The organism is Candidatus Hydrogenedentota bacterium (assembly GCA_018005585.1).
Lineage (GTDB): Bacteria > Hydrogenedentota > Hydrogenedentia > Hydrogenedentales > JAGMZX01 > JAGMZX01.
The window spans coordinates 1-12777 of the sequence record JAGMZX010000162.1; the positions used below are offsets into that span (position 1 = coordinate 1).

Annotated in this window: 10 protein-coding genes; 6 read left to right on the forward strand and 4 right to left on the reverse strand. The window is 64.1% G+C overall.

Annotation, left to right across the window (positions count from 1 at the left end; translation table 11 throughout):
* Positions 1 to 1095 (forward strand): dienelactone hydrolase family protein (locus KA184_20255; protein MBP8131918.1); only part of this gene is annotated, 1095 nt, incomplete at its 5' end.
* A gap of 117 nt (positions 1096 to 1212) precedes the next feature.
* Positions 1213 to 2550, forward strand: coding sequence for an HlyC/CorC family transporter (locus KA184_20260; GenBank protein MBP8131919.1), 1338 nt, complete (start codon positions 1213 to 1215; stop codon positions 2548 to 2550).
* Positions 2551 to 2571: 21 nt separating this feature from the next.
* Here the strand turns inward: KA184_20260 and lpxK are convergent, their stop codons facing one another.
* The 4 genes from lpxK to KA184_20280 all read right to left on the reverse strand — a co-directional run bounded on the left by lpxK (position 2572) and on the right by KA184_20280 (position 6753).
* On the reverse strand, positions 2572 to 3564 hold the full coding sequence (gene lpxK, locus KA184_20265; protein ID MBP8131920.1) for a tetraacyldisaccharide 4'-kinase: 993 nt from the start codon (positions 3562 to 3564) through the stop codon (positions 2572 to 2574).
* Complete coding sequence (gene dprA / locus KA184_20270) at positions 3561 to 4778, reverse strand: DNA-processing protein DprA (protein ID MBP8131921.1); 1218 nt, start codon at positions 4776 to 4778, stop codon at positions 3561 to 3563. Before dprA ends, lpxK begins: the two co-directional genes overlap by 4 nt.
* A gap of 50 nt (positions 4779 to 4828) precedes the next feature.
* Entirely contained in the window at positions 4829 to 5533 is a 705-nt protein-coding gene (locus tag KA184_20275) for a DUF1080 domain-containing protein (GenBank protein ID MBP8131922.1), read from the reverse strand.
* Between the two features lie 104 nt (positions 5534 to 5637).
* On the reverse strand, positions 5638 to 6753 hold the full coding sequence (locus KA184_20280) for a HEAT repeat domain-containing protein (protein ID MBP8131923.1): 1116 nt from the start codon (positions 6751 to 6753) through the stop codon (positions 5638 to 5640).
* Positions 6754 to 7390: 637 nt separating this feature from the next.
* Between KA184_20280 and KA184_20285 the strand changes: the two genes are divergently transcribed.
* The 4 genes from KA184_20285 to KA184_20300 all read left to right on the forward strand — a co-directional run.
* Positions 7391 to 8371, forward strand: coding sequence for a sugar phosphate isomerase/epimerase (locus KA184_20285; GenBank protein ID MBP8131924.1), 981 nt, complete (start codon positions 7391 to 7393; stop codon positions 8369 to 8371).
* A 28-nt stretch (positions 8372 to 8399) separates the two neighbouring features.
* Positions 8400 to 10046 carry a GTPase HflX gene (hflX, locus tag KA184_20290; protein ID MBP8131925.1) on the forward strand — a complete coding sequence of 549 codons (1647 nt, stop codon included), beginning with the start codon at positions 8400 to 8402 and terminating at the stop codon, positions 10044 to 10046.
* Positions 9998 to 11029 carry a tetratricopeptide repeat protein gene (locus tag KA184_20295; GenBank protein ID MBP8131926.1) on the forward strand — a complete coding sequence of 344 codons (1032 nt, stop codon included), beginning with the start codon at positions 9998 to 10000 and terminating at the stop codon, positions 11027 to 11029. The genes hflX and KA184_20295 overlap by 49 nt, the downstream gene beginning before the upstream one ends.
* 818 nt (positions 11030 to 11847) lie before the next feature.
* Positions 11848 to 12777: efflux RND transporter periplasmic adaptor subunit (locus tag KA184_20300; protein ID MBP8131927.1), on the forward strand; the 930-nt coding region annotated here is incomplete at its 3' end.

Here is a 12777-nt window from a genome sequence, read left to right on the forward strand (position 1 = left end):
GGTGAGGGCGAGGGCGAAGGGGAGGGCGAGGGCGAAGGCGAAGGTGGGGGCGAAGGGGAGGGCGAGGGCGAAGGCGAGGGCGAGGGCGAAGGCGAAGGTGAGGGCGAAGGCGAAGGTGAGGGCGAGGGCGAAGGCGAAGGCGAAGGGGAGGGCGAAGGCGAAGGTGAAGGCGAGGGTGAAGGTGAAGGCGAGGGTGAAGGTGAAGGCGAGTGTCCGCCGGAAACCCCGCCCTATGCCATTGGGCATGTCGGCAAGAGCTTTTATGACCCGGCGCGCGGATACCAGGAGGTCAAGACGGAAATCTATTATCCCGCCGCGTACGGCGGCGATGGCGTGCCGTTCCCCGAACCGGGTTGTCTATCCTTCCCGGTTGTTGTCTTCGGTCATGGCTATGAGACGGATATCGGCTACTACGATTATCTATGGCAGACGATCGTGCCGCGCGGGTACGTCATGGTCATGGTCGACACGCACAATGAGGTGGTCTGGAATTTCCCGGATTTCGGCCGCGACCTTGCGTTCGCCATAGGTGCGCTGTACGCCGAAGGCGCGACACCGGAATCCCTCTTCTTCGGCCGGGTGAACGACCGGGCGGCCGTCATGGGGCACAGCATGGGCGGCGGTTCCACGGTGCTGGCGGCGAGCAACAACCCCGAGGCCGACGCGGTCGTCTGCCTGGCTCCGTCCAACGTGGATTCCGCCGTACTGGACTCGGCGGACGGGGTGTGGGCGCCCTCGCTGGTTCTGGCGGCGGAAAAGGACTGTATTGTTCCGCACAAGGACCATGCCGAGCCCATCTACAACGCAATCCCTGCCGCCTGCAAGTATTACGTGGAAATAGTGGGAGGCAGTCACTGCGCCTTTGCGCAGGACGCCCGCGTGTGCGAATGGGCCGAAACGGCGGCTTGCCTGTTTGAAGACTTCGTGGACGACAGCTTCCAGCGCAGTCTGGTCCTGTTGTTCGTCCCGCCGTGGCTGGACGCCACATTGAAGGGGCGAACGGGAGCGCTGGACACGTTCCGCGCCCACGTTGCCGCGCAGGTGTCCGCGGGCGCCGTCACCTCGGCGCAGGAGTGCCCGGGCAATCCTTTCTGATATGCGCGGTTTCGCGCGCCGCGACCCGCCTTCGCAGCCCCGGAAGACGTGCGGCGTTTCAGCGCCGGCGGAGACACGTGTCATAATGTCGCGTGAAGACCAAGAAGGAGGCCTTCCATGTCACTTCTGCTGCTGGCTGTCGCTATTGCGCTTTCCGTCTCATTCTTGTGCTCGTTGCTGGAGGCGCTGTTGCTCAGTCTTCCTCTGAGCCAGGTGGCGGCGTATGAGTTGCGGCGTCCGGCGCTGGGGCGCATCTGGCGGCGATTCAAGGAGAACATCGAAAAACCGATCGCCGTGATCCTGGTCCTGAACACGACCGCGCATACCATCGGCGCGACTGTCGCGGGCGCTGAATTTGAGCGGTTGTTCGGCCCGCGCTGGCTGCTGGTGTTCTCGATTACGCTGACCTATGTGATGCTCCAATTCACGGAAATCCTCCCAAAATCGCTTGGCGTGCGTTATAACCGGCCGCTTTCCGCGGTGGTCGGCTTCCCTCTGCATTGGCTCGTGCGGGCGCTCTCGCCGGTGTTGGCGTTCGTCCATTACGTGAATCGTCCGTTCGAGCGCGCGGCGCCGGGGCAGCATACGTCCATGGAAGACATTACGGCGCTTGCGGCGGCCGCCAAGTCGATTAACTCGATCGATTCTCAGCAGGAAAAGATGATCCTGGCGGCGTCGCGGTTCAGCGACCTGAAGGCGCGCCAGATCATGACGCCGCGCACGGATGTCGTGTATCTTCGGGCGGATCAGCCGATAGACCAGGTATTGGACATCGTGCAGCACAGCCAATACACGCGGCTGCCCTTGTGCGAGCAAGACCTCGACCACATAATCGGCGTGATCCATGTCAAGGACCTTTTCGTCCAGCTCAATCTGGTGCCGGGTAAACTTGACATCGCAAGCGCCATTCTTGCCCAGGGGCGCCCGTTGCCGGACTACGCCCTGCCCGGCGGCGACCTGCACGTGATTGGTTCGGGCAGCATCAACCTGCCCAGGATCCGGCGGCAAATACTGTTCTTTGCGGATAGCACCCCCGCCCACACGCTGTTGCGCCAGTTTCAGGACAGCCGGATCCACATCGGCGTGGTCGTCGATGAATACGGCGCGACGCAAGGTATTGTCACCCTGGAAGATGTGCTGGAAGAGATCGTGGGCGACATCCAGGACGAGTACGACGGCCCGCCAAAGCCGAATATCGTCACCGAGGAGGGTGGGTATCGCGTGAACGGCCAGGCGCATCTTCACGAACTGCTGGAATGGCTGCCGCTTCCGGAGAAGGCGCAGGCGGGCGTGGATACGCTGGGCGGCCTTATTGCCAAGGCGCTCGGGCGCATCCCGGAAGTAGGCGACACGGTGGTCTGCGGTTCTTGCCACATGCGCGTGGTTCAGGCCGACCGGCGCCGGGCGCGGGAAGTGCAGATTACGATAGTCTCCGAAGAAGAACGTTCGGAATAAGACGCTTCGGGCCTCCGGGTCTTAGCAGTCCTCCAGTTCCACGCCCAGCGCGTAAACCTGCTCGCCGGGCGCGCGCATGCGGACGGCGTCTTTCTCCGTGACGACAAGCGGGCGGTTCGGCACGCCGGGACGCAGCGAAACGCGCGCGTGATCCCGGAAAGCGTGCCGCGCGGCGATGCTTGCGCCGAGAGCTTCCAGCGTGCGGAAGAACGCGTCCGGATTGCCGATTGCACACGCCGCCTCTACCTCGTGTCCGTCCAGGTAGGCCAAGGGCAGGGGCGCGTTATCCACCACGCGTCGAAGCCGTTTCGGTGCGTGGCGGGTAAGGCGCAACGGCGTGTTTGGACACACGCGCCGCACCGCCTTCACGGCGGTGTCGAGATTGTCCGCCTGATCGCAGCGCGTCAAAATGATCGCGGTGGCGCGAGCCAACGCCTCGACCGGCTCTCTCAAGATGCCCCGCGGCACGAGGTGCCCGTTCCCGAAGGGGTTGCTGGCGTCGATGATCAAGATATTCTCGTCGCGTTCCAGAGGAAGAAATTGATAGCCGTCGTCGAGGATAATCGTGTCGCACCCTCGTTGTTCGATGGCGTACCGTGCCCCTGCAATGCGGTCCGCGGCCTTGATGATATGCACGCCCGGCGCGCGCAGCGCGATCAGCGCCGCCTCGTCGCCGAACTGCTCCGCGGCTTCGCACGACGGCATTTGCCGGTCAAGGAACGCGGGCTCCGGGACCCGTTTGCTTCCGTAGCCGCGCGTCACCACCGCCACGGCGTGTCCCGCCGCCTGTTCCGCACGCGCGCGTTCGATGACGGCGGGCGTCTTGCCCGTGCCGCCTACCGTGATATTGCCGAAGCTGATGACCCGGGCGTCAACGCGGATACGGGGCAGGCGCCTGCGCCGCCACATGCCGAATCGCACGACGGGCGTCGCCGCGGCGAGCAGGGCGGCAAGCGGCAGGGGGACCGGGCCGCCGCGCCGGATGCGTTCGGCGATGGGGGGTAGCCGCTTCATCGCGGCGCGAACCGCTTCCCGCTGAATTGCCGCACGAGCCCCTTCAATTCGAGCAGCGTAAGTGAACTGAGCGCCTCCGCGACGGACAAGCGGCTCGCCATCGCAATCTCGTCGACGAACGAGCCGTCCTGCGACAATACCTCGAGCACGGCTTTCTCCGCCGAAGTAAGATTGGGCTTATGCGCGGGCGGTTGCGGCTTGGACCGCGGGGTCTCTCCCTTGGGCGCGGTTGTCACAGCGGACGCGTCGCGGGGCCGCGGTTGTAACTGCGGCGATGGGCCCGCATTGCGCGGAGGGGTCGCCGGTTGCGGGGCGCGCGCGGGCTGCATGCGCATTTCCGCCGGGACTTCCAGTTCCGCGAGGATGTCGTCCACGGTCTCGACCAGTTTGGCGCCTTCGCGGATGAGCGCGTGGGGCCCCCGGCTGTTCTCATGGCCGACCTGGCCGGGCACGGCGAATACCTCGCGCCCCTGTTCCGCGGCCTGGCGGGCCGTAATCAGCGCGCCGCTCTGAATTGGCGCCTCGATGATGCAGGTGCCCATGCACAAGCCGCTGATGATCCGGTTGCGGTAGGGGAACAATCCGCGGGAGGGCTGCGTGCCCATCGGGAACTGAGACAATACGCAGCCGTGCCGCGTGACCCGGTGCATCAGGTCGGCGTTTTCCACCGGATACGCCACATCGACGCCGCAACCGAGCACGGCTATGGTGCGTCCGCCGCCTTCGATCGCGCCGCGGTGCGCCGCTGCGTCGATGCCGTGCGCCAGACCGCTGACTACCGTGATGCCCCGGGCCGCCAGTTCGCGCCCCAGCGCCTCCGCCATCCGCACGCCGTAGGGTGACGCCTTGCGCGTGCCCACGAGAGCGACGCAATACTGGTCGGCGTTCTCGAGTTGGCCCCGGCAGAAAAGGACCAGCGGCGGGTCATAGATTTCCGCGAGGCGCGGCGGATAGGCCGGGTCTTCCATGGTAATCAGCGCGGCTTCGTACTTGGCCATCAGCCGTTCCTGTGCCGCGACGTCCGTCACCTGCTTGTATTGGCGAATGCGTTGCGCCAGCGCTTTTCCAACCAACTCGGCGAGTTCAGCCTCGCTCGCGCTCAACACGCGCCCGGGCGTGCGGAACCGCGCCAACAACCGGATGAAATACGTCGTGCCGATGCCCGGCACCAGCACCAGCGCCAGCCAATCGCGTTGTTCTTGGGTCAGTGGCATCTCCATCCACCCATGCGCGGCGCACGGCTGCCCGAAGGCCCGCGCCGTCCCTAGAGCCGCTTGATGACCAGGTTCTTATACCATACTTCCGCGCCGTGGTCCTGGAGCACGATGTGCCCGTCGCGCGGCAACTCGGCGAACGGCGTGTTGAACTTGCCGACGGGCATCGTCATCTGCGACAGGTCCGTGTGGATGACCCGCCAGCCGTTCATGACCACCTCAACCTCGGAACCGCGGCACGTGATGTCATAAGAGTTCCATTCGCCCGCGGGCCGCGCCAGGTTGAACATCGGCGTTACCGCATCATAGATTGCGCCGCTGCCGTTGCGGTTGGGCGCGACACCGTGATCGTCGAGCACCTGGACCTCAATCCCGCCCTGCACCGGGTCTTTCGGGTCGGTGCGGAAGAAGACGCCGCTGTTCGCGCCTCGTGTCACCTTGAACTCGATGTGCAACGTGAAATCGCCGAACGTTTCCGGCTCGTAGGCCATGTACGCGCCGCTCTTGCCGAATATGTGGAACACGCCGTCCTTTAATTCGAACACGCTCGCGTTCCCGTCGGTTACGTTCTTCCAACCTGCCGCTTGCGCCGCGCCGAAGAGATCGATCCAGCCTTCGCCCTCCGGTCGGGCCGTCGGCTGACCTTCGGGAAACCGGCCCGCCGGCAGCTTGCCGCCGATGCCGCCCTGACACGCGGACACGCACCCCGCCAGCAACACTATTATCAAGCCCTTGCGCCAGAATGACTGCTGCATACGCTGCTTCCCTTCCTTCTTTCCGGCCATAACAGTGCGGCCCCGACCCGTTTGCCCCGCATCATAGCATAGGCGTGTGGAAGCGCCCCACCCGTTTCTCCGCGCTACTGCTCCGGCCACGGCGCGAACTCGTAGAGCGGCGCGGTTTCGGGCGGCGGCGCCTGGGGCGGCGGCAAGCGTCCGGCCGTTTGTTGATACCACTGCTGCCATTCGACCGGATTCTCTCCGAATTCGAGGCCGGTAAGGGCCTTCAGTTGTCGCGCCGCTTCCCGACGCGCGGGAAGATGGTTCGCCAAGACGTGGACAAGGATGGGAATGGCCGTTTCGCGCGGCAGTTCCGCAATTCGCCGAACGGCGTGCTCCTTCAGCGACAGGTCGGTTTCCGTTTCGCCCAGAGCTGCACGATGCAGCACATTGATGGCTTCTGGTGTGCCCAACGCGGCCAGTGCGTCAAGCGCCACACGACGAACCTCCGGTGATGGGTGGGAGGCCAGTCCTGCCCAGAACCGGCAGTCCTGCGGCGCGCTGCTTTTTGCCAGTGCCTCTGCGCAGACCCGGGCGAGCACGGGGTCTTGGGAACCGGTGCATTGCGCCAGTGCCGGCGCGGCCTTCGCGCTGCCCATGCGCCCGAGGCAATACCCTGCGGCCCAACGCCGTTCGGGCGCGGCTTCGGCATTTTCCAGCACCTCGATCAACGGGCGCTCCAATGCGTCCTGCATGCCGGGCAGGGCCTGTCCCAGGGTCTGTGCCCCCGGCGACAAGGGATTGCGCATGATATACAGGACCTGCTCCGCGAGCGTGGTCTCGTCCAGTTGACTTAGAGCCTGAGCCGCCGCCCTGCGCACCGAGGCGTCTTGGTCCTCGAGAGCCGCAAGCAGCAGGTCCGGTTCCCGCGGTTGCGAGCAGGCCCAGAGTTCCACTGCGCGCACGCGCGTCGGCGCGTCCGGCGCGGCGAACATCGCCCGGACCATGCCGCCCGGGGCAGGCGCCCCGTGCTGGCCTGCGGCTGGAGCCGCAGCCTCGCCCCGGGGCCACAACACTGCCGGACTCTCCAGGATTTCTTGAATACGCGCTTGGGTCTGGGTTACCGCCCTTTCCTCCCACGACGGCGTGGCCGTGGTGTCCGGCGGCGGCTCGGGCCGGGGCAGGAAGAAGACGTCTGTCCACCAATGCGTCAATACGCAGACTAGACAGAGACAAAGATGGGCAGGTATCACCATCGTCCGTTCCAGTGGTTCTCCCCATTGTGTGGTGTTTCCGGCTGGAATTCAAGAGAGGCTGCTATGAAACACCGGAGAATTGCAGAGGCCAAGCTTCCTGGACAAGGTCCAATAAAGCGACCGGGATAGAAGATATTGTATAAGATATTGTAACCGAAGACTTTACGATAGGAAGTCAAAAAATATTGAGCAAAGGGGGAAGATATGGGAATAACCCTGTAGGTGCCTTTGTTTGCTTAGTTGCCGCTGGGTTGGTTACTCCCCCTAGCTGGCCCAACGGTGCAGTCAGCAATGACTGGTTCCCACCACCGGCGAGTGCATGAGGCAGTTCCCCCGCTGCCTGCACTCGCCCCTCTTTTTTTATGCCCAACTCCGCCGGGTTTAACCTTGTTTTTCCTGGCAATTCCGGGGGCTCCGCGGGCCGCTGATTCCGTTGTAATTATAAGAGGCTATTGACTTTCTACGCTTTGCACGCTATAATCCGCCCATCGATGCCGGGAATATTACGTTCTCGTGGGTTTCGTCAAAACCTCACGCTTACGAGAACGGGCATGAGAGATAAAAGCCTGCCTCGAACCCGTGCGTATTATTAGTGAAATCAGTCCTGCACCGATGGTCGAGTGGAAGGAGAATACGGATGACGCCGAGATTTTCTGTTGGCTTGTGGGTGTTTTCGGACACGCCGGACCGTTATTGCTGGGAAGGGTACCGGGATACGCCAAAACTGCAGGAACGGTTGGCCGCTGCGGCGAAAACCAAGGGCATTCGCGCCGTAGAAATCGCGCAAACCGATGTCACGCAAGAGTATCCGGTGAAAGAAATCAAGCGGCTGCTCAAGGAGTTCAACCTGGCTTGCTCCGGAGTCAGCGCGATAATGGTACATGATCGCCGTTTTGCCTTGGGCGCGTTCGGGCATCAGCATCAGAAGACGCGGAATGCGGCCATAGACGAGGGGCGGAAAGCGGTGGACGTGGCGCGGCAACTGGGCGCAACGGAAGTGACGTTGCGTCTGTACACGGACGGGTTTGATTATCCCTTTCACGTGGACTACATGGTCCAGTGGAATACGGTGATTTCCAGCATCAAGACAATTGCGAAGTATGCGTCGCCCGATATCAATGTGGCGATTACCTATAAGCCGCGTGACCCGCGCAAGCACCTGACGGTCGCGACGGTCGGGAAGGCGCTCTCCATGTGCCAGGAAATCGCCATGAAGAACGTGGGTGTAGCCCTGGATTTCGGGCATGCGCTCATGTCGGCGGAGAACCCGGCAGAGTCCATCGCGTTCCTGACCCGCGCGAACAAGCTGTTCCAGGTATACTTCAACGACGCGTATCAGATGTCGGACGATATGCTGATGCCGGCCAGCTTGCACATGTGGGAGTCGATGGAAGCCCTGTTCTACCTCAAGGCGTCGAAATACAAAGGCTTCATCACGATCGACATTCTGCCGCAGCGGATTGAACCCACGCAGGCGATCCAGATTGCGCTCGGGAACCTGAGCATTCTCTGGAAGAAGCTGGAGAAGCTGGACATTAACGAACTGCGCAAAGCGCAGCGCACCTTGGACGCCGTGGAAAGTCAGCGCATCATGCGGCGTATTATGATGCAGGCGTGATGGACAGCGCCGAGGAGATAGGGCTACTCTGCTCAGCGGCAATCTGAACGGTCTCAAAGCATCGCAGTTGCGCGCGCTCGAACGGCTGGAGCGCAGGCGCGCTCATTCGGATCGCGTCATTACGCCGGAACTCGCCAAGGCGCTTGCCGAGGTCTCGGGGGAGATCCAGCGTCAAGTGGGGCTGCTTCTGGACCGCAGGGGCGGGGTCACGGCGGTCATTGTGGGCGACGCGCGGGGGCTGTTTCTTCCGGAATTGGGCAGGCGCGGCCGTGACCGCTTGGCTGGGGTGCGGCTGGTGCATACGCACCTCACGCGCGAGCCGCTGAACGACGATGACCTCACTGACCTTGCGCTGCTGCGGCTGGACCTCGTTGCATCCGTCCAGGTGACGGAGGACGGATTCCCAGGGCTGATGTATCAGGCGCATCTGCTTCCGGACAACGAGAGCGACCGGCCCTGGTCGGTGCTCCCGGCCACGACGGTGTACGACCTTTCGGACGATTTCCCGTCCATGATCGAGGCGCTCGAGGAGGAAATCGAGCGGCGTCGCAAGCCGCGCCGGGCGGACGACCACCGGGAGCGCGCCGTCCTGGTGCATGTGTCGATGGCGGCGCCTGCATTTGCCGAGGACTCCGTCCGGGAATTGCGCGAACTCGCGCGCAGCGCGGGCATTGATGCCGTTCATGCGGTGATTCAGCACCGCCCGCCCGACCCCCGTTTTGGAGTGGGACAGGGCAAGTTGAAGTACACGCTCATCAAGGCGATGCAGCTTGGCGCGGAGACGATTGTCTTCGACATGAACCTCACGCCGTCGCAGGTGAAAGCCCTGGCCGACTACACGGACCTCAAGGTGCTCGACCGGACTCAGGTCATCTTGGACATCTTCGCGCAGCACGCCGTCACGCGCGAAGGCAAGATTCAGGTCGAATTGGCGCAATTACGCTACCTGTTGCCCAAGCTGGGCGCGAAGCACACCGCATTCTCGCGGCTCGCGGGCGGGATCGGCGGCCGCGGCCCTGGCGAAACGAAGCTTGAAATCGACCGGCGCCGCGCCCGGGACCGCATTGCCCGGCTCGAACGAGAGGTCACGAAACTTGGCGAGCGCCGCGAATTGCGCCGCGGCAACCGGAGGCGGCACGGATTGCCGGTCGTGGCCATTGTAGGCTACACCAATGCGGGAAAATCGACCTTGCTCAACAATCTTACGCGCAGTTCCGTCATCGCGGAGGATGCGTTGTTCGCGACGCTGAACCCCGTTTCGCGGCGGCTGCGCTTCCCGCGCGAACGCGAGGTCATCGTCACGGACACGGTGGGGTTTATCCGCAGTCTGCCGCCGGACCTCAAGGCTGCGTTCCGCACCACCTTTGAAGAGTTGCATTATGCCGACCTGTTGTTGCACGTTATCGATGCTTCCTGCGCGGACCTCGACGATAAGCTGGAAACGGTGAACGCGCTGCTCGCGGAACTGGACCTGCAACTGAAACCGGCTTTGCTGGTGCTTAACAAGACGGACTTGTGCGCGCCGGACGAGGCTGCCGGCCTGGCGCAGCGCCTGGACGGCGTCGCCGTCAGCGCCTTGGCGCCTGAAACGTTCGGGCCGCTGCTGGAAGCCATGGAGAAACGGTTGTGGTCGGAATCGGTCTTAAAACCGTCTTGCCCCGTACCTGCCCCGTAGCCGCCGCCCTGTGTGTGCTGTTCGCGGCGGCTTGTGCGTGGCCCGCCGGCGCGCCGGACGCGGCGCCTTATCTCAATCGCTATGATGCGGCCATGCGCGATGCCGCCGCAGCCTGGCAGCAGGGCGATGCGGCAAGCGCGCGCCGGCACCGGGGCGCCGCGGCCAAGGCATTGGAAGAGGCCATCCTTGTTTTCGACGAGGCCGGCGCGGCCGGTTCCGACGACCCGGAACTGCTCCGGCCGTACGCCGCGCTGCGCAACCTGGCTGGGGATTACGACCTGGCCGCCGAGGCGCTTGAACGCGCGGTGTCCCTGAAGCCGGACGACGCCAGGCTCCGGGTCGAGCTGGGCCGGAACCTTGCGCGCATTGGGCCGGGCAGGCGTCAGGACGCATTCGATGTGCTGCGCCGCGTCGTTGAATCGGGGCCGGATACGCCGGAGGCCGCCACCGCGCATCACGAACTGGGGTTGCTCTACTTGGAAGAGCGTCTTCCCGAATTTGCCAGGGAGCACCTGGAACACGCGAAGCGGCTGGACCCTGCAAACGCGCGCGTGGGATTGGCGCTTGCGGCCCTGCAGGCGCGTGACGGGGACGTCGCGGGCGCGTGGGCGCGGATACGGGAACTGGGCGCGGGCGTGATGGAGCACGACGCCGAATTGCGCATGCTCTTGCGCGTGACCTTGGCCGATTCCGACAGGCTGGGCCGGTCGTTTCCAGACACCGCCGAAAACCACGCGGCCTATGCGCGCCTGCTCTACCAGGCGGCGCGTATTCCGGAGGCCGTGACCGCGGCGCACCGCGCCACGGTCTTGAACCCGCGGGACGCAGATACCTGGAAGTTCCTCGGAGACGTCCAGGGGCAACTCGGCAATCTTCCCCAGGCGCGCACCGCTTATGAGAAGTCCCTGGAAGTGAACCCGGACCAGCCGCTCGTGCGCCAGCGGCTCGAACGGTTGCAGCAAACCCTGCAGGACCGGCAATAACGGCGCGTCGAAGGGTACGGGGCTGGCTGCCGCGGAAATACGGGCTTCCTGCAAGAGATTGTCTCGGAATAGTCTCCCGGCACGGGCATGTTCCTCCTGAGGGTGGTAACAGCTTGCCATGTGACACACGGGAGCAGAGTGTTGGCGCGTCAGCGGTGGCAGATACTGAACAGGCTTGTTCTTACGGTTGCATTCGCGGCCGCCGCCGTAATCTCTTGGGGCGCTTGCACCTGCCTGACCTGTCCCGGCGACCGCTGCGGCAGTTGCACTGTCGCCAAAGCCAAGTCCAGCGACGGCGAGGGAGATTGTTGCGGCGGAAAGGCGGCGCCGTCCGCCCACGACGAGCCCCCTGCCAGTGACGCGCCGGTGTTCGCGGCACCGCATCCCTCGGGTTCGAAATGCCAGTGCCGTCATGAAGCGCAAGCCTATACGCTCACCGTGCGGCCTTCGGACCAGCCGGAAAAGGCTGCCGGTCCTTGCGCGGCGTCAGTCTGCCACGCCGGGACCAAGCTTGCGTCCGTCGCGCCCCAGGGACGCGAGTTCGGAGGCGGTCCTCTCGTCTTACCCCGCTCCATTTCGTCCTTTCTCTCACACTGCGCGCTGCTCCTGTGACCGGGCGTGTCCCGCGGGCGTGAAGCGTTCCGCTTGCGCTCGCCCGCGCCTTCCTCAACCGGACTGATGCCTGGCACGCGCCTGAAGTACCTGCGAACAACGCCGTTGCGTTCTGGCGGGTTGCCGGCAGGAAGGCATCGCAAACGTGGGTCATGAAGGAGCGCCCGCTAATGACAAATCAAGACGCAAACACACGAGAGGGAAGCATGAGAAGAATTGCGTCACGTCTGGTCGCCGTGGTCCTCGTGGGGACGGGGATGGCCGGAGGCTATGCGCTACGGGCTGCAATGGCGCCCGAATCAGGGCGCACGACGGTACAAATACCCGCCGCAAACGGGCAGAAGCAGGCGCAGGTGTACACGTGCTCGATGCACCCGCAGATACGCCAGCCGGCTCCGGGGTTGTGTCCCATCTGCGGTATGGAATTGATCCCGGTTGCCGGCGGCGAGGACGAGGAGGTCAGGCCGCGTGCGTTCGTGATCAGTGAGGCGGCGAAGGCGCTGATGGACATTCAGACAGCGCGGGTCGAGCGGCGTTTCGTCGAGTCGGAAATCCGCATGGTGGGCAAGGTCGATTACGACGAGACGCGGCTTGCGACGATCAGTGCGTGGGTGCCGGGGCGCATTGACCGGCTGTATGCCGATTACACCGGTATTCGCGTGGACAAGGGCGACCATATGGTATCGCTGTACAGCCCGGAGTTGCTGACCGCGCAGCAGGAATTGCGCGCGGCCGCGGCGGCGCTGGCGAAGATTGGTGCGACTGCCCCGCAAGTGCTCCGGGATACGGCCACGGCGACGGTGACCGGCGCGCGCGAGAAACTCCGGCGCTGGGGGCTGACCGAAGAGCAGATTCGCGCGGCGGAGGGCAAGGGGAGTCTGTCGGACCACGTGACCATCTACGCGCCCATCGGGGGCACGGTGATTGAGCGGAACGGCACGGAAGGCATGTACGTGATGACCGGCGAGATGATCTACAGGATCGCCGACCTGAGCAAGGTGTGGGTGAAGCTGGAAGCGTATGAGGCCGACCTGGCGTGGCTGCATTATGGGCAGACGGTCACATTTACAGCGGAGGCGTACCCCGGCGAAACGTTCGAAGGAAAGATATCGTTCATCGATCCGCTGCTCGACCCG

Excerpts from the sequence above, each read along its gene's own strand:
- dprA (MBP8131921.1), bottom strand. The coding sequence starts at position 4,778 with ATGCCACTGACCCAAGAACAACGCGATTGGCTGGCGCTGGTGCTGGTG.
- KA184_20285 (MBP8131924.1), top strand. The coding sequence starts at position 7,391 with ATGACGCCGAGATTTTCTGTTGGCTTGTGGGTGTTTTCGGACACGCCG.
- KA184_20260 (MBP8131919.1), top strand. The coding sequence starts at position 1,213 with ATGTCACTTCTGCTGCTGGCTGTCGCTATTGCGCTTTCCGTCTCATTC.
- lpxK (MBP8131920.1), bottom strand. The coding sequence starts at position 3,564 with ATGAAGCGGCTACCCCCCATCGCCGAACGCATCCGGCGCGGCGGCCCG.
- KA184_20275 (MBP8131922.1), bottom strand. The coding sequence starts at position 5,533 with ATGCAGCAGTCATTCTGGCGCAAGGGCTTGATAATAGTGTTGCTGGCG.
- KA184_20280 (MBP8131923.1), bottom strand. The coding sequence starts at position 6,753 with ATGGTGATACCTGCCCATCTTTGTCTCTGTCTAGTCTGCGTATTGACG.